The following is a 17381-nucleotide window of genomic DNA, read 5'->3' on the forward strand; positions in this document are numbered from 1 at the left end:
GATTTTTGAACACGTTTCTACCAGGAAAAAGCGGGGACTATCAAAAAATCAGATGGATGAAATACCTGCATTTCGATGGTCACGCTCGCCGAAATGCAGGCAGAAACGGAGGGGGCTCGCTGCTATGGGTAGAGTCGATACAACATCCTGGGAAAGGGAATCGTTTCCCGCACATGATCGAGGCCGCAAATCCAGGCCACGGCGCGCTCAATACCCATTCCAAACCCCGCGTGAGGAACCGAGCCGTACCGACGGAGATCGAGATACCATTGAAACGCCTCAACCGGAAGATGATGCTCCTGAATACGCGCCAAAAGTTTTTCGTAAGAATGGATGCGCTGGCCGCCGCCGATGATTTCTCCATAGCCCTCCGGCGCCAACACATCCATACAGAGCGCCAGATCAGGCCGCTCCGGATCCGTCTCCATATAAAATGCTTTCAAGGCCGCAGGATATCGATGCACAATGACAGGCCGGTCGAATTCATTGGAAAGAATGGTCTCATCATCGGCGCCAAAATCGTCACCAGGCTTCGCGGGATTGCCTTTCCGCTGCAGAATAGCGATGGCCTCTTCGTAGGTAATGCGAGGGAACGGCGCCGTCACACGCTCCAGCTTCGCGAGATCCCGTTCCAGCAGAAGCAATTCGGCGCGACGACTCTTCAGCACCGCTGCCACAATATGGGAGAGGAACTGTTCAGCCAAATCCATCATATCGGGCAATTGCGCAAAGGCCACCTCCGGCTCCACCATCCAAAACTCCATCAAATGCCGTCGCGTCTTGGACTTTTCTGCGCGAAAGGTCGGACCAAAACAATACACTTTGCCGAATGCCGCAGCGGTGGCCTCACTATAGAGTTGCCCGCTCTGGGTCAAATAGGCCGTCTCATCAAAGTACTGCGTTTGAAATAAGGTGGTCGTGCCCTCACAGGCATTCGGCGTGAAAATCGGCGCATCGACCAGCGTAAAACCGTGATCGTCGAAAAAATTCCGGCAGGCTCGAATAATTTCATGGCGAATGCGGAGCACGGCATGCTGTCGGCTGGAGCGCAGCCAGAGATGGCGATGCTCCATCAAGAATCCCGTGCCGTGTTCTTTCGGTTGGATGGGAAAAGGCTCCGCTACCTGCAACACTTCAAGACGAAGCACGTCGAGCTCATACCCGCCCGGCGCACGCGCATCCTGCCGTAACGTGCCGGTGAGGACGAGACTGGACTCCTGAGTGAGTTCCGCCGATCGAGCAAACTGCGCCTCACCCACCGTCGCCTTGCTCACGACCGCCTGAATGTCCCCGGTTCCATCCCGAACGGTCAGAAAATGGAGTTTTCCCTTGTCACGGCGGCTCCGGAGCCATCCTCGAATCGTCACTTCCTGCCCGGCATGGGCGGCGGCTTCATCGATGTACATCACAGGCATAGGACATCCTATTCAGATAGAGGTGTGCCGAAGAGGCCTATGGCCGGAGGGTAACGAACAGTTACGGGCTTTTCAAGCGCATCACAAATCCCCCCTTTCGTTGACACAATGTCATACCAGGGGCATCATCGCATCATGATGCACACCATAATGCTCCACCATCCCCGATCACTCACACCGCTGCTCACCGCGCTTCTTCTGTTGGGCCTGCTGCCCTCCGCACTGGCAGGGGAATTCCGAACCGACAACCCGTTAAACCGGCCCGGGAAAATCTATTGGTGCCCGGACCGCACGGCAGACAAGCGGATCACCGCCACTCCCGATGCAGGCTGCACGGCTCTGTACGATGAGGAACGCGACGCGAAAAAACCGGAGAAGCCGGACCCGGCTGATCATGACGCCTCCACTCCGAAGGAGCCGCTCAAGATTGTTGATATCCAGAATGAAGCGTCGAAGTTTACCCGCGAATATCGAGAATTTCTGGAATGCTGCGCCGGCGAGTTCGATTCCATCGAACGGATCGACGAACTCCTGGAACAGTCCAACCACATCCTGATGTCGGTGCAACAAAAAGGCATCTACAACAGTACGGGCTTCGGCGTGGGAAGCGGGGCAGGAGGGCTCGGCGGCGGCCCTGGGCAATCGCCGAAGCTCGGCACCTTTGCCCGCCAGTGGACACTCAGCGAGATCGTCGGAACCGTCGCCATCGCTCGGGACGACCTCATGAAAATCAAGACGCGCATCAAGGCGCTTGGAGAGCGATTCGAGAAGCTCGATTCATTGGACTATGAGCAGCGCGGGAGAGAAGCGCGGCGCATCGATGAGGAACGCGAAGCCATTGCTCATGACGTTCGAGCCAAGAGGCCACCGGCCTCAGCACCGACAGGCATGGACATCCAGGACACCACCATCCCGACCAGGATCGGCGGAGACATCGAGAACACCCATTTGAATCGATCCCTCAATCCAAGCTTCGGCGCCGACATCGGAGCCACAGTCTCGCCGTACAGCAACGTCAACGAATCTCTGCGACCCCGCAGAGGGGAAGATCTCAAAGACAGTAATTTGCCGGACCGGGTGGGCACTCACACCCAGGACACCACCCTGCCGAATGCATTCGGCTTTGACATCAATTCAGCAGAGAACGTCGAACGCTCGTCGTCGGTGCAGACACGGGGCGTCGGCGCCGAAATCGGCGACTCCTCCCTCAATAACCAGTCCCGCCGGTAGACTCGTGCGGGCCGAATCTACACCCGGTTACTCCTTGGGAAACACCGACGGCAGCGCCTCCCAATGCGCCCCCCCGTCCGTACTCCGGTACAATCCACTGCCGTTCGTACCGGCGTAGAACAGCTGTGGATCCAGAGGGCTCTGCGCCAGCGACCGGATATTGGTGGTCGCCAACCCCTCGTTCAATGCCACCCAGCTCTTGCCGCCATCCTCACTCCGGTGGATGCCATCCCGGGCCGCCACATACATCACTCCGGGCCGCGCACGGTCGAGTACCATCGAGACGATCATCTGATCCTGCAACGATTCGCCGATGCGTACCCAGGAAGCGGCGCCATCGGTGGTTTTATAGAGCCCGGCCAGGGTCGCCGCGTAGACTGTCTCCATCGTAAATGGATCGACCTGCACCGATGTGACGCTCAGCGCGCGTGAGGTCTTCACCATCCCCTCCGGCACCAAACCGTTATTCACCTGCACCCAATGCGCCGCCTGATTGACCGACTTGTAGACGCCGCCGCTGGTACCGGCATAGAGCACGGACGATCGCGAGGGATCCATGCCCAAGGTGACCACCATCAACACTTCCTTCATTCCGTCCATCCGCTTCGTCCACCGCTCACCGGCATTTCTCGTTTCGAACACACCCATGGTCGTAGCCAGAAAGATATGGGTGTCGTCGGCGGGGTCGAACACAAATTGGTTCACGACTGAGGAAATGGTGGCATCGTCGAGCCCGCCACGCATGGACGTCCAGCGCTGTCCGCCGTCGTAACTCTTGTATACGGCATCGCCTTTTGTCCCGGCATAAATCGTCGCGGGATAAGCGGGGTCAATCGCCATCGCAATCACGCGCGAGTGGCTCATCCCTTTTGAGAGATTGCTCCAGGTCTTGCCGCCGTCACGCGACTTGTAAATGTAGTCGTTCGTGGCGATGTAGAGAATGTCCGGGTTGGTGGGATGGAGATGAATGACGACGATCGGATCACTGCCGGTGCATCCGCCAAGGGACCACACGAAGAACAAAAGACAGATGAGACGTTTGGCCATGCTGGAACTAGTGGCGACTGTATGGGATGGTCAAACAGGTCGCCCAGCAAGGCCGCAGCGAGAGAAGAGGCGAGGCGTACTGTGCTTGTACGTCGAGCCGCTGATCGACGCGAGAACGAAGCTGGAGGCCTGTTTCACCATCCCAGGCTAGCGGTAGTTGGTGAACTGCAGATCAATCCCAAAATCCTTCCCCTTCAGGAAGGCTATCGCCGCCTGCAGATCATCCTTACTTTTGCTGATCACGCGCACCTGCTCGCCTTGAATTTGCGCCTGCACCTTCAGTTTGGACTCCTTCACCGCCTTGGTGATCTCCTTGGCCTTCTCCGAGGAAATGCCGCTTTGAATCTTGATCACCTGCCGAACCGTGGCGCCGAGCGCCTCCTCGATCTTGCCGTACTCGAATGCCTTCAGCGAGACTCCACGCTTCACGCATTTCGTCTTGATGATCTCGTTGACCGCATTCAGCTTGTACTCGTCGTCCGAGAGAACGACCAATTCCTTTTCCTTCTCCTTCAACGTCAGCTCGGTCTTCGAGTCTTTGAAATCGAAGCGCTGCTTGATCTCCTTCGTCGCCTGATCGACGACGTTCTTCATCTCCTGCATATTCACTTCCGACACCACATCGAACGACGATTGGTCAGCCACGGTCCCCTCCTTCTCCTGCATCGTCAGACGCACTGCGTCTAACAGCATCCTCCGCCAGGCGGCAGCTTGAACCCACGCTCTTCATGCCGATGGATTGCCGTCCGCACATGACCGGCCGATCCACCGCCGGCCGTCGCGATCACTTCACTGCTGCTGAACGGCCGCTTCAGAATCACATACCCATACCACTGCTTCAGGCTGTCGCTCAAGACGACCAGGCCCAGCATCGCCACCACCGCCACCAGCACGGCATCGAGATACAGCGCAAAGGCCTGTCCCGCCGCAAGCGTCGCTGCCTTCGCCAGAAACATCCAGAACATCTCATACGAACCGGCCAGCGTAATGCCTCCCACGAATAACATCGGCAGCGCCGTCACCCAGAGATAGGGCGACTTCCACATCTTGATCAACACCGTCGTCGCGATGCAAAGCGCGAGCGTCCCCAGCAGTTGATTGGCGGCGCCGAACATCGGCCAGATGGTCGAAATGCTGCCCGTCCCGATCAGGTAGGCCCACGAGCCCACCACAAAGGCACTGCTCAATAACACGCCCGGCCACCAGTTCATTTGTCGACACGGCGCATAGATGCGCCCGGCCATTTCCTGGATCAGATATCGCGCCACACGGGTCCCCGTATCGATCGTCGTCAGAATGAACAGCGCCTCGAACACCAGGGCGAATTGATACCAATAGGCCATCAACCCGGTCATGCCCGGCAGCGCCGAAAAGATGGAGGCCATGCCCACCGCCAGAGACACCGCCCCGCCCGGCCGTCCCGCCACATTCACCTCAACCAACTGCGACAACTCCGCGATGCGGGAAGGCGCAAAACCCATTGCCGTCAATGTCTCCGCCGACAACATGGTGTTGATCGCCAGGTAATCGCCGGGGATCAGCACCGACGCCGCAATCAGCGCCATCACCCCGACAAAGCTTTCCAGCAGCATCGCCGCATAGCCCACCACGGCCTGCGACTCCTGCTCAATCATCTTCGGAGTCGTGCCGGAGGACACCAACGAATGAAAGCCGGACACGGCCCCGCAGGCAATCGTAATAAAGAGAAACGGAAACAACGTGCCGGGAATAATCGGCCCGCCGCCATGGGCGAAGGCGGTCACACGCGGCATCTCGATCGTCGGCGCCATGAGGATCACCCCGAAACCGAGCAAAAACACCACGCCGAGCTTCATGAAGGTGGACAGATAGCCACGCGGCACCAACAGCATCCAGCCGGGCAACACCGAAGCCAGGAAACCATACCCGGCCAGCAACCAGACCAGCGCCGGCTTCTCGAACTCGAAGAGCCAGGCAAGAGACGACTGCCCCACCACACGCCCGAAGAGCACCGCCGCCACCAACAGCACCACCCCGATCACCGACACTTCAGCCACCGCGCCGGGGCGGAACTTCTGGAGATAGAAACCCATGATGAATCCGATGGGAATCGTCATGGCGATGGTGAACGTGCCCCAGGCATTGTGGTACAGCGCATTCACCACCGCGAAACCCAGCCCCGCCAACGCCACGACGACAATAAAAAGCACCGCCACCGCCGTCGCAGTCCCTGTGATGGAACCGAGTTCGTCATGGGCAATTTCAGGCAGTGAGCGGCCGTTGCGCCGCATCGAGGCGACCAGGATGATAAAATCCTGTACCGCCCCCGCCAGCACCGCGCCGATCACGAGCCAGAGAAAACCCGGGAGAAACCCGAACTGCGCCGCCAACACCGGTCCCAGTAACGGCCCGGCCCCGGCAATCGCCGCAAAGTGATGGCCGAACAACACGACCCGGTTGGTGGGGTGGAAATTGACGCCGTCATTCAAGCGCACGGCCGGGGTCAGACGAGCATCGTCCAGTTGCACCACGCGACGCGCCAACCAACGACCATAAAACCGATAGGCCAACACATAGATACAGGCTGCGGCCACCACGAGCCATAACCCGTTCACTTTTTCGTGGGGATTCACCAAGCCGGTGACATGGGCCAATGCCACGGCACCTAGAACAGAGAGGAGCGCCCAGAGCAGACGATACGCCATTTTCATGCGCGGCATCCTAGCATAAACGGCAGGAGATGGGAGCGACGCGGACCCAACCCGCATCGCTCAAAAGCTCGGAGGCGAAGAGGCGCAGCGTCATGCTGAAGGGCAAGGTGCGGGACGACTTTGTTATACTGCTTACACCATGCCGCCCGACATGCCTTTACAGCCGTCCGGGAGAGAACGCCGCGAATTTTATCGCATCACCGTCCTCCTGCCCATCTGCATTCAGCTTGAGACGGACGACGCGGAGGGTGAATTCACTGAGAAATCCGTCAACCTCAGTGGCGGCGGGATCGGCGTGACGGTCACGACACTCTACAAATCCGGGGAAATTCTTTCCGTCACACTCCTCCTGCCCGACCAGGTTCCCTTCAAATCCTCTATCGAGGTGTTGCGCCTTGATCCCCTTCCAATCCCGGGTGGTGCACACCGCCTCCACGCCCGCTTCATTAGGATGACCAGTCAAAACCGGGAGTTGCTGATCAGGTACATCGTGCGTTTTCAGCGCGACCACTTGCAGGAACACTATTCCGTCTGAAGCATCGAGAAGACTGTGCGCCCGGCAGTCTCCTCGCTTGGTCGCAGAGCTGTTCATCGGGAGTACCGCTCGCCCGGACTCGGGCAACATTTCGACGCGTACCGGTTTGCTTACGACACCTCCTGCGGGTGATCATGTCCCCATGCGTGGACTGAAATGGTTTCTCGGTGTGTTGGTGGCGCTGGCAACAATCGGCGCCCTGTATCAAATCGTCGGCATGATGCTCGATCGGAAGCAGCATCCTCCCATCGGCCGGCTGATCGACATCGGCGGTCACCGGCTCCATCTCTACTGCATGGGTCAGGGCAGTCCGACGGTTGTGCTGGAGGCAGCCGCGCCCGGCTGGTCGCTCTACTGGAGCACGGTGCAACCGGAAGTGGCACGCATGACCCGCGTCTGCGCCTATGATCGCGCCGGCCTCGGTTGGAGTGAGCGCGGCCCGTTGCCCCGCACCGGCCGTCGGTTGGCGCACGAACTGCACCAGTTGCTGACTCGCGCCGGCGTCCCGGGCCCCTACATTCTCGTAGGCCATTCGCTCGGTGGCTTCATCACCCGGCTCTACCGCGAAGAACATCCCCGGGATGTCGTCGGCATGGTGCTGGTCGATGCGGGGCATGAATCGGAGATGCGCCAGGCGGAGTTCCGATCCTTCGCCAATGCCGGCAAATCGATGCTCCCCGTCATTCGCGCCATGACCATGCTGGGCATTCCACGCCTGATGGCCTCGTATGACCAACTGCCGCCGCTGTTGACCGGACAGGAAGAGAAGGTACCCGCGGAGATTCGACCGATGCTACGTGCAGGCTGGCTGAGGACCGGCTATTTCGCCACGTTGACCGATGAAAGCGATGCGCTGATTGAAACGCTGGAACAGGTGCGCCACACCGGCTCACTCGGCGATCTTCCGTTGGTCGTCATCACCGCAACCGGCCCCCTGTGGTGGCCGGATATGCCAGGCCAGGTGAACCCGACCAAGTTCAGGAAAATGTGGCTGGATCTGCAGCAGGAGCTAACCAAGCTTTCCTCCAACAGCCGCCAGGTGTTTGCCGACCAGAGCGGTCATTTCGTTCAATTCGACCAGCCGACGCTCGTCACGCATGCCGTGCGCCAACTGATCGATCGCGAGCGGAGTTCCCCTCGCCAGCCCAGAGGTGCCTTCCCCACAGATAAGTGACATCCGAGGGGAAGGCATCGGGACGCTCCTTTTCTGATCGGGCATGTTAAGCGAGCGATCAAGCCGCCTTGGGCAACTGCATTTCGCCATACGCATTCATCGGAACCGACGGCTGCTGAGAGGTGGACACGGTGCTGGACTCGGAAGACAACGTCCAGAGTCCCATCGATAGCACCGCGATCGCGCCTAACACCGTCAGCCCGGCATCAAGAACCAGACTCAAATCCATCATCGTGTTCACCTCCTTTCTGTTCATTTTAAGTACTACTCCTTTTTAATAGGCCTCTTATCAGAACAGGCCGTGTGACCATGGGGTCACTGGGCGAACTTGGTAGTGCTCTTCCCTCCGCTCGTCCCACCCCTTGGCTTGTCCCGTCCGCCACCAGTCTCGCAGGCGGGCAAGGGAGATCGCGCCCTGCCGACCATCCATACCACGCCGTGAACGGCCGCCTATACATCGCCAGCTCTTCACTATGTCTCCATAGTTCATATGTACCCTCCTTTCGCATCTCGCCCGCCACAGTCCCGAGTAACCCCGGCATAGATCGCCGGGGAGGGGAAAGAGGCCTCGCCGATCGTGGGAATCGGTGAGGCCTCCAGGAAAAACCGGTTATTCCGAGGAAGGCAGGAGAGGAATACGGTGTGGAGATCCGTGCTCTTCGCATGCCTTCAGCACGAGACCGTGGGACGATTAGGTCCCTTCGATCATGATCCGTCGACTCTTCGCTTCTTCCCGTTTGGGGAACGTCACGGTCAACAAGCCGTTCTTCTGCACAGCCGACGCTTTCTCGGAATCAATGTAGGTCGGCAACCGGAAGAGCCGCATAAATCGACCATCGCCAATCTCTTTGACATGAACGGTTCTGGCCGATTCGGATTGTTCCTTGCGCTCGCCTTTGATGGAAAGCACGTGCTTGGCCACCTCGAGCGAGACGTCTTGCGGCTCCCACCCTGGGAGCGCCACCTGCACATAAAATCCGTTGTCATCTTCCCAAGCATTACTGGCCGGAGCCCACGCTATTCCGCTTACGCCGAACGCGCTCACCGCATCCTCCAGTAACCGATCGATTTGTCGGTCGAAGGAGTCTTGCCCGATAGGTGCTACCAATGCTGCATGATAACTGGTCATACCGTCCTCCTCCTCTCTCTTGAGAGGTCAGTCTAATGGTTGATGTGAGTTGGTTTGGATGGATCGCTGGGTCGAAGCAGAAGCGGGGCATTCACCGCCGCCGTTGCTTCTCCAGACTGGGATTGCCTCCCATCCATCCGGTTAAGCATCAGCAACGGAAAAAAATAATCCTGCCGCGGGTGAAGTCAAGGGGGAAAATTTCAAGAGATCGGAGAGCGGAAAGGACGCGGGTGGGAAGTACGGTGCCTAGGAGCGCACCGGTTCATAGATTTGATAACGCCCGATGGTGGTCACGAGTCGCACCCGGTTTTGCGCGATCAACGGCTTGTAAAATCCGGCCCATCGACCGTACTCCCCGACCACGAGATAGTCCGGCCTGCTCTCCAACGGATCGTACGTGACGGCCTTCGCCTCTCCCTGTTCGCGCCGGATGATCTCAACCAGGACGCGGGGCGGGGCATAGGTATAGGATCGCTGCAGAAATAGAAACAGTTCGCTGTCATAGGTCTCGATCACTGCCGTCGGCGGCGTAGCCGTATTCAGGTAGTGCGTCACCGCAAACAGGTCACGATCGTCCTCACGCGCGCGAAACGCATAGCGCTCCTGCACGGCAACCCACCCCATCATCACCAGGAGCATGACGACGACGACCGCCTTGATTCCCTGACTCGTCACATGCCTGCTTCGCAGGAGGCCGGTCAGAGTCCTCGCCAGGAACGCCACATCGAATCCTCTGGTGAAATCGTGAAAGAGCGCTGCCGTGAAGGGCGCCGCAAGAAACAACCCGGGCAGGGCATAGCGCGGTTCACCGGCGCTGAGAAACGCAAACCAGGCCAACCAACTCCCTGCCAGCAGCAGCAGCATGGTCTGCACCGTCTGTTCAACAGAAACCTTGGCAACGGAACCGGAAGTTCCGCGCACACGCCAGGCCGCATAGGCAAGACCGAGCGGATACTCCGGCCACGACAGGAACAGGTATCGAATCGTCTCAAGACGAATAGACGGTACGAACACCAACGCAATCGCTTCTGTCATTCCGTCTACGGGCGGATGCGGCATGATGTGGCCTGCCAACAACCAGTCCTTGGCTTCAATAAGAAGTCGACATCCACCCCATGAACCGATCAGGGCGACGGCCAGCCGGCCGACAACCGACCAATCCCCGCGAAGACTCATGAGCACCATGGTCCCGGCCATGGAGGCGACGAGAAACGGCGCGACCTGCGCCTTGGTCATCCACGCCAGCGCCCAGCATCCAATCGCAGCAACCTGCCAGAACGGCCGGTGTGTGCTCCTGAGAAAGCAGACATACCCGGCCAAGAGGGAACACAAGAGCGGCATCTCGCCCAGCACTTGTCGACCAATATACAGGGGATGGATCGACCACTTCAGAGGCACAAGGAGCAGCAGCGCCAAGGCAGCAATTGCGACTGACCGGCCATAGAGGCGACGGGCCAATGCATAGAGGAGCAGAAAGGCGACAAAGGTGTAGAGTAGTCCCACCAGTCTCGTCTGCCAGACACCGACACCGAACAGTGTAAAACTCGCCGCCACCGAGGCCACTACCGGGAAATGCGCAGCCAATGAGGGTGGCGCCGGTTCGCCGCGGAGCAGGCACCCGTAATGCCCCAGCTCGACCCATGTGCGAGCGACACAGACTGTCCAGCCTTCGTCGAACCATAACGGAGGGAAACTTTCGACATGTATCAGGCCGCTGCCGAACACGAACAAGAATAAGAATCCGGCAACCAGACCGTCTACAACCGATGAAGCGGAGTCGAGCCGTTCAACCAGGGAACCGGCCGCAGGTGAGGCAACGGCCGCCACGGAGTCGAACTCGTTAGGGCCTTCACCATGGCCGTCGTCGGGCGGCCGCGGAATGTGAGAGGCGATAGGCATAGCGGATGAAGTTCCGGAAACGGACCGGTCGTCGAAGCATCGCGGAGGACGATATCCTCCGTTCCTTCCTGTTCACGCCGAGGTCGGTTGCCCGGTGAGGGTCGGCTCCGACACTCCAACCTCCTGCCCCAGTACGGTTGCGGTTGGAATGAGAAACGGAGCGCATCGATAGACCGCCACGGTCACAGGTCCCTCGCCATGGCGCGCCAGAAGGGCGGCCCTGAGAGTCGGCCAATCTCCGAATCGCTGCGCATGGGGGAACATGGACGTTAGGTCCTGCCCATTCAAGCCTGGCGACAACACCATGAGGTGATGCTGCTTCCGGCGGATTAATTGGGCCACCGTTCTCAGTTTCTCAAGGGGCCGATCGAGATCGGCCAGGCGAAAATGGCTGAGCCGTCTGGCAATGCGCGACCAGAGCGGACTGTCTACGGGAAACAATTCATGGGTGCCCATGCCAAGAGGACAGGCGGCAATAACCACCCGGGAGACTTCTCCTGTCGCCTGCTCAACCGGCCACATTCCTCGATCCTGCGCAAACTGCCAGCTTGTGTCGAAGGGATACATGTCCGCCACCACGACCTCCGCTTCCGGACACATCGGCACGGCGTAAAGCCGTTGCGCTGCACGGACGCCTGCTTCATGCGCCTGAACGACATCCCCCGCGAACAGACCGCAGATGGCGCGGTGACGATTGAGGGTGACATTCACAATACCATCGAGCCCGACCCGCCGTGCCACGGCGATCATATCCTGCCGCAACTCCGTCTGGATGGACCCGCCGCGCTCGCGCGAACCGCGCAGATAGTCGTGCATCATCCGCGTGGTCTCCACGCCACAGACGGCCGGGAGTATGATCTTGGCGCCACCGGAAAATCCCGCTACCGGGTGGGGATAGATGCAGCCCACACCGATCTTGACCTCGCTCTCCATCACCAGTCGATTGATATGGAGCGGGATCCCGGCAGGCGATCGTCCACAATTCACCAGATCGACCCGACTGTCATGAGCCAGGACCTTCACCGCCGATGACAGCCGGGATCCGACCTTCTTGGCCCTCTCGTCGGCCAGGGCCGGCGGGTGCGTACCACCCGCCAACATCACCGTAATGTCGCGCGCGGAGATCCCCCCGCTCGTCAACTCCTCCACGAGAAGCGGAAGCAGATCGGCTCCCGGCGTCGGCCTGGTCAGATCGTCGACTACGATCACGGCATTGCGCTTGCCTCTGGCAATCTCAGACAACCTGCGTGTCCCGATGGGCCGAGAGAGGCACTCCCGCATGGCCTCCACCGTCAGCGCCGGTTCATCCCGGGGACCGATTTCGATCAGCTTCCACGACGTGGGGAAGTCGATCGTCAACTCTTCATCCCCGAACCATGCTTTCGTGCGCAACTGCATCCTGGTCATGACTTGGGCCCCATCGCCGCAGACCCGGCGCTTTGCGGAACCGCTCGGCGAGGGACAGGCCGTTTAGACATCAAACCCGTCATCAGCTCCCAGAGGAATCCGGCGGCCTGACATTTTTCTCCAAGCCAAAACACCCAGAATTGTCGCCTGGACTGAAACCCCTTCCCGTCAAATGGGCCGATGAGCTTGATCCACAGGGCCTGGAACCAGCGGGGATCTGTCCTCCGCCCCCCCTTCCCCCACAACAGGCTATCCTGCGGCACGACCCCGCTCTGATCGCAACGCATCACTAGAAAAAGCCTCGCGATACCGACTCCCCGTTGGAACGAATGACGCAAATGCTGCCCGACCGCCGCTCGCCGCAAATGCTGTACCTGGCTGGGCACGTAGACCATCCTGGCCCCTCGTTTCCGCAGTCTCCACATCAATTCCCAGTCCTCCCCGGAACCTCCGAAGCAGGGGTTGAACACGTACCCATCCTCCTGCTGACATCGCGCCAGCCACTCCCGTCGAATCATCAGATTCCCGCTGTTGCCGACCAATCCTCCGTGATCCATCTGTTCCCGTTCGGGAAAGGGATTACGGCGACGGATCGCGTCCAGCAGCGGATCGGTCTCCTGGAACGTGCCTCCCGCCGCTGCGGCATCGCAGCGATCGAGGGCCCCGACCAGCCGTTCCAGCCAATCCGCGGGTGGAATCACGTCGTCATCCGCAAACGCGATCACGTCACCCGAGGATCTGGCAATGCCCTCATTTCTGGCCCATACCACACCTCGTCGGAGTTCATCGACGACGATAACAATCTCATCCGGCGGCCTGGTCTGCCCTTCCAACGCAGTCCGGCAGAGTGCCAGCGAGTCCCGCCCCACCGTAGGCACGATGACTGAGATCTTGTGTCGATCCAACGGCATAGACCACCTAACTCCACGCTGCGGCCTTGAGGCGCAGCAACACCGGTGCGAGGTACCGGAACAGCCGTTCCCCTGTCAGGCGGAACGCGCTCGGCAGACTGCGCACCATCAGTTCGATCTCTTCGACCTGCACAAGCCCGAGCCGGAAGACCCCACCCCAGTACAGGACTGTCCCCACCACCGCCCCGACAAGAATTGAGAGCAGCGGCGGCGTCACACATACTGTCACCAGAGCGATAGCCAGGGCCGTGCCCATCGACAACAGCAGCCACCGGAACAGATGAACCTGCTCAAAGACCTGAACTCGCCGCCGATGCAGCATCCAGACATATCCCACTGCCACCAAGGCAAACGAGATGGACGTGGCCAGCGCCGCACCGGCAGCGCCCCAGAGCGGAATCAAGCCTGCACAGAGCCCCACATCCACCAGCACGATCATCCCGATGAGGCGGACCAAATGTCCCCCCTCCCCGCCTGCTTGAATAACCGGCCACAACACACGCGCCACCGCGTAACACAAAGCCCCCGGAACCAACAGACGCAATCCCAGGGCAGCATCGGCAAAACGAGGGCCGAAGTAGACCGTCACGATCTGCTCACCCAGGACCGCGACCAACAGGAGTAGGAACGTCGTCCCCACCACCACGTACCGTACCAGCCTGCCGACCAACTGGCTCACCTCATCCACCCGTTGCTCCGCCCACAGGCGCGCCGTCGCCTGCAACATGACGCCTTCGACCGCAATCGGAATGAACCACACGAATTGCGACCACTGAATCGCCGCCGCATAAAGACCTGCCTGCGCCTCGCCGGCAAGGTGCCGAACCAGAATCACATCCAACGAGCAGAGGGCCATATTCAGCACCGAAAACAGCATGGCCGGCAGCCCGAAGCGCAACAGAGGTCCTGTCACTGAGGAGACAGTCCGACCAGACTCCCGGCATTCGCCCCCGCTCAATACCTTCAGTACCGCCCTGAGACAGGCCATGGCCACAAAGAGATTAGCCGTCAATAACCCGGCAAACACGCCGGTCACGCCCAAACCGGCCGTGGCCGCCAGCACGCCCAACAGGCCTGCCGATACCACGCCGATCATGCCTGGGATCGCCGCACGCTCCTCATGTCGAAGACCGTGGAGTACACCGCGCGCATAAAACCACACCTGGTCGAACATCAACACGCCGACGATCACCAACGCGATAGGCAGGGCCGCCGTCCCGGACGGAGCAGTCGTCCCGACCACCAGGCCCACCACGACACTCACCGACAGCAGGCCTACCGCATTGATCAACGCCCCCGCGTGCGCCACGGCCCGGCACCAGGCCACGTCCTCCGGTTGCTCCGCGATACGTTTCGTCATGGTCTGCATCATGCCGACATTGGCGAATTGAGAGGCGAGCAACAGAAGGGCCATGTAATAGGCATACTGTCCGTAACCTTCGATGCCGAGCATGCGGGCGAGGGTCGGCAACACCAAGGCCGAGGTGGCCATTTTCACCACCGACCAACTGCCGATGGATAGGATACCTTTAGAAACCGCTTGCGCCGACATGAATCTTGTTTCCGATCGACCGCAGAGGCCTCAAAGGGGAGACGGGACGAACACCTGAACGATCAGGCCGCAAACCGCTCGTACTGTGTTTGATGAGCCGCCAGAGCCGTGGAAGTTTCGTACGTCTCCCGTACGTAGTCGTAGGCTGCACGGCCTTTCTCCAACGGCGACTCGGCCAACAGAGTGCGGATCGCGGACGCATAGTCATCGTCGTGCACCTGCTTCCCGAATCGGGAGGCAAACTGGTCCGGATCCACCCGGCTGATGATCGGACAGCCGTATGCCGCCGCTTCCAGAAAGGTTAACGGAAGCCCCTCTCGGACTGCGGTGCTGACAAAGATCCACGTGTCCGACAGAATCTTGTGCATCCGCTCCGGCTCACGAAAACGATTGATCAGCCCCGGCATCTCGAGATTGGGCACATCACGAAATTTCCTGCGCAATTGAGCGTCGAAACCGGATTCAGCCGAGGCACTCCCCTGCCCCACCGCCACAAACCGGTACTTCGGGAACTGCGCGGCCAATTCCAGGAACAGCCAGGGCCGTTTGCGCTTGTCCCACCGCGCCACAAAAGTAATGGTGGGGCGCGCACTTTTTGTGGGCAGTGTGGCGGGAACATCGATGAGATTGGGCAGCAGCGTCGGCAAGACCGATAGACCATAGAGGCGCTTGACCTTCTCCTTCAGGAAATGGGCCGGACAGAACACCGCGTCAGCCCGACGCACAGCCCGCCTGACCAACAACCCGGATTCGGTCAGGTAGTTGAGGGGAGTCAAGAGGCGACGCATCGGGGTGGCATACAGGAATTCAACCCACCAGTCGCTCATTTCGCGCGGATCGCGGCTCGTTACCAGGTGAGCGCGTCGTGGGTGGAAACGTTGCGCCAGATAGGTCAGGACGGTTGGGTCCTGCGAATGAAAAATATCGGCGGTGGATTCCCGAATCAGGCGGCAGGCCGCCACGACGTTTCGTGGTGAAAAACTCCGGATCTCCACCCCGCCGATCGTTTCACTCGGCTGTTGTCCCTGTCGCCCGGGAACAATGACGCTGACCCGGTGGCCAGAGCGCACAAGACTCTCGGCCAATTTCCGGGACATGCTCCCGAATCCGCCGTAGATCCCCCAGTCGAAGTACTGGCTCGTCAGAATGCAGATATGCGGCCGCGCGCTCATGCCCGTGGCTCCCTCTGCCACCCGCCATCGGTGTCCGCAGTGGAGCGACCGACCACCGGCCTGGCTGCCGGCGCGGGTGCCATCACGCTCGCGCACAATTCGAGATACCTGGTCGCGAGCGCGGGCCACCCAAATTGGAGCACCCGCCGGCGATTCTCCGCACCCATCCGTCGTCGCAGGTCATCGGCCTGCAGCAACTCCCTCATGGCGCGCACCAGCGCCGGCACATCGGCCCAGGGGACAATCTCGCCGTTCTTCCCCTTCGTCACCAACTCCGCGGTTCCTCCCGTGTCGGTCACAATGACCGGCAACCCGGACGCCATCGCCTCCAACAACGCAATCGACATGCCCTCCTGCTCGGACGGCAACACAAACACATCTGCCTCTTGGTACACAGCCGGCATCCGGTCCCGCCCAACGAATCCCTTGAAAATCACAGAGTCCGCCACTTGGAGGCGGTCCGCCGACTCCCGTAACACGGTCTCGGCATCGCCGGTACCCACGAATAGCAGCTGTAGCGGCTGCTCACAGGTGGCCCGCAATTGCGCAAATGCTTTCAGCAGATGATGTTGCCCCTTGCGCTCGATCAAGCGCGCGACACAGACAATCGTGAATGGCCGATTGGATTCCAGATGGATGGGAGTGAACAGAGTGGTATCGACGCCATTGGGAATCGTTACCAGCGGCAGACCCGGCAGCGTGCGATGCGCCAAGGCTTCCTGCTCCCCACTGATAGCCGTCACGGCTCCCGCATGCCGCCAAATCCGTTTGATCAACGGCGTCAGCACCGGATAGAGGTAGGCGTAGCGCGCTTCGAAACCGGGCACGTCCGGCCCTTGAAGCGACAACACGTACGGCAGACCGTGGGTCAACCGCAGCAGACAACTGATCGCCCCTGCCGGCACTCCGGCAAAGGCAAAGCTGACATCGTACCGATGGGCGCGCAGAAGGCGCTGCGCCATGCGCAGGCCTCGCCAGCTGTACCGCAACAACTCGCGATTGGTCGCATGGTGGATGTTCCGATTGTCGACGGGAACTTTATAGATCGTAATCCGCTCCGCAAACCGCTCGCTCTCATACCTCGCCTTGGTCCGTGAAGAGGTCACCAGGTCTACGACCACATCCCGATGCGACGCCATCTCCTGCAACAGGTGATAGTTCACCACGCCGGTGCCGCCGCCCAGCGGAGGAAACTCATTATCGAACATGAGAATACGAAT

Annotated in this window: 15 protein-coding genes; 3 read left to right on the forward strand and 12 right to left on the reverse strand. The window is 60.0% G+C overall.

Going from position 1 to position 17381, the window contains the following annotated elements; all coding sequences use genetic code 11:
- Positions 1-122: 122 nt before the first annotated feature.
- On the reverse strand, positions 123-1415 hold the full coding sequence (gene asnS / locus H8K11_13615) for an asparagine--tRNA ligase (GenBank protein ID MCS6264787.1): 1293 nt from the start codon (positions 1413-1415) through the stop codon (positions 123-125).
- A 135-nt stretch (positions 1416-1550) separates the two neighbouring features.
- Here asnS and H8K11_13620 point away from each other — a divergent pair, with 135 nt between their 5' ends.
- Positions 1551-2645 (forward strand): hypothetical protein, encoded by a 1095-nt coding sequence (locus tag H8K11_13620; GenBank protein MCS6264788.1) that lies wholly within the window; start codon positions 1551-1553, stop codon positions 2643-2645.
- Positions 2646-2672: 27 nt separating this feature from the next.
- Here the strand turns inward: H8K11_13620 and H8K11_13625 are convergent, their stop codons facing one another.
- The 3 genes from H8K11_13625 to H8K11_13635 form a co-directional block, all read right to left on the reverse strand.
- Positions 2673-3692: a hypothetical protein gene (locus H8K11_13625; protein MCS6264789.1), complete on the reverse strand. Its 1020-nt coding sequence runs from the start codon at positions 3690-3692 to the stop codon at positions 2673-2675.
- Positions 3693-3839: 147 nt separating this feature from the next.
- Positions 3840-4385 (reverse strand): YajQ family cyclic di-GMP-binding protein, encoded by a 546-nt coding sequence (locus H8K11_13630; GenBank protein ID MCS6264790.1) that lies wholly within the window; start codon positions 4383-4385, stop codon positions 3840-3842.
- A complete protein-coding gene (locus H8K11_13635) occupies positions 4376-6382 on the reverse strand; it encodes a carbon starvation protein A (GenBank protein ID MCS6264791.1) in 2007 nt (668 codons plus the stop codon). The genes H8K11_13630 and H8K11_13635 overlap by 10 nt, the downstream gene beginning before the upstream one ends.
- A gap of 151 nt (positions 6383-6533) precedes the next feature.
- On the opposite strand from H8K11_13635, the gene H8K11_13640 reads away from it, so the two are divergent.
- A complete protein-coding gene (locus H8K11_13640; protein MCS6264792.1) occupies positions 6534-6917 on the forward strand; it encodes a PilZ domain-containing protein in 384 nt (127 codons plus the stop codon).
- Between the two features lie 142 nt (positions 6918-7059).
- The gene (locus H8K11_13645; GenBank protein ID MCS6264793.1) at positions 7060-8091 is read left to right on the forward strand and encodes an alpha/beta hydrolase; all 1032 of its coding nucleotides are present in this window, start codon (positions 7060-7062) and stop codon (positions 8089-8091) included.
- 58 nt (positions 8092-8149) lie between these two features.
- On the opposite strand, the gene H8K11_13650 is transcribed toward H8K11_13645, so the two are convergent.
- From H8K11_13650 to H8K11_13685, 8 genes are all read right to left on the reverse strand, one after another.
- Positions 8150-8347, reverse strand: a complete 198-nt coding sequence (locus H8K11_13650) for a hypothetical protein (GenBank protein ID MCS6264794.1) — start codon at positions 8345-8347, stop codon at positions 8150-8152.
- A 435-nt stretch (positions 8348-8782) separates the two neighbouring features.
- Positions 8783-9220, reverse strand: coding sequence for an Hsp20/alpha crystallin family protein (locus H8K11_13655; GenBank protein MCS6264795.1), 438 nt, complete (start codon positions 9218-9220; stop codon positions 8783-8785).
- 246 nt (positions 9221-9466) lie between these two features.
- Entirely contained in the window at positions 9467-11119 is a 1653-nt protein-coding gene (locus H8K11_13660) for a glycosyltransferase family 39 protein (protein ID MCS6264796.1), read from the reverse strand.
- A 72-nt stretch (positions 11120-11191) separates the two neighbouring features.
- Positions 11192-12526, reverse strand: a complete 1335-nt coding sequence (locus H8K11_13665; GenBank protein MCS6264797.1) for a DUF2088 domain-containing protein — start codon at positions 12524-12526, stop codon at positions 11192-11194.
- Positions 12523-13437, reverse strand: a complete 915-nt coding sequence (locus H8K11_13670) for a glycosyltransferase family 2 protein (protein MCS6264798.1) — start codon at positions 13435-13437, stop codon at positions 12523-12525. The genes H8K11_13665 and H8K11_13670 overlap by 4 nt, the downstream gene beginning before the upstream one ends.
- A gap of 7 nt (positions 13438-13444) precedes the next feature.
- Entirely contained in the window at positions 13445-14989 is a 1545-nt protein-coding gene (locus tag H8K11_13675) for an oligosaccharide flippase family protein (protein ID MCS6264799.1), read from the reverse strand.
- Between the two features lie 62 nt (positions 14990-15051).
- A complete protein-coding gene (locus H8K11_13680; protein MCS6264800.1) occupies positions 15052-16161 on the reverse strand; it encodes a glycosyltransferase family 4 protein in 1110 nt (369 codons plus the stop codon).
- Positions 16158-17369 (reverse strand): glycosyltransferase family 4 protein, encoded by a 1212-nt coding sequence (locus tag H8K11_13685; GenBank protein MCS6264801.1) that lies wholly within the window; start codon positions 17367-17369, stop codon positions 16158-16160. The genes H8K11_13680 and H8K11_13685 overlap by 4 nt, the downstream gene beginning before the upstream one ends.
- Positions 17370-17381: the final 12 nt, after the last annotated feature.

The sequence above is a fragment of the Nitrospira sp. genome (assembly GCA_024998565.1).
GTDB lineage: Bacteria > Nitrospirota > Nitrospiria > Nitrospirales > Nitrospiraceae > Nitrospira_A.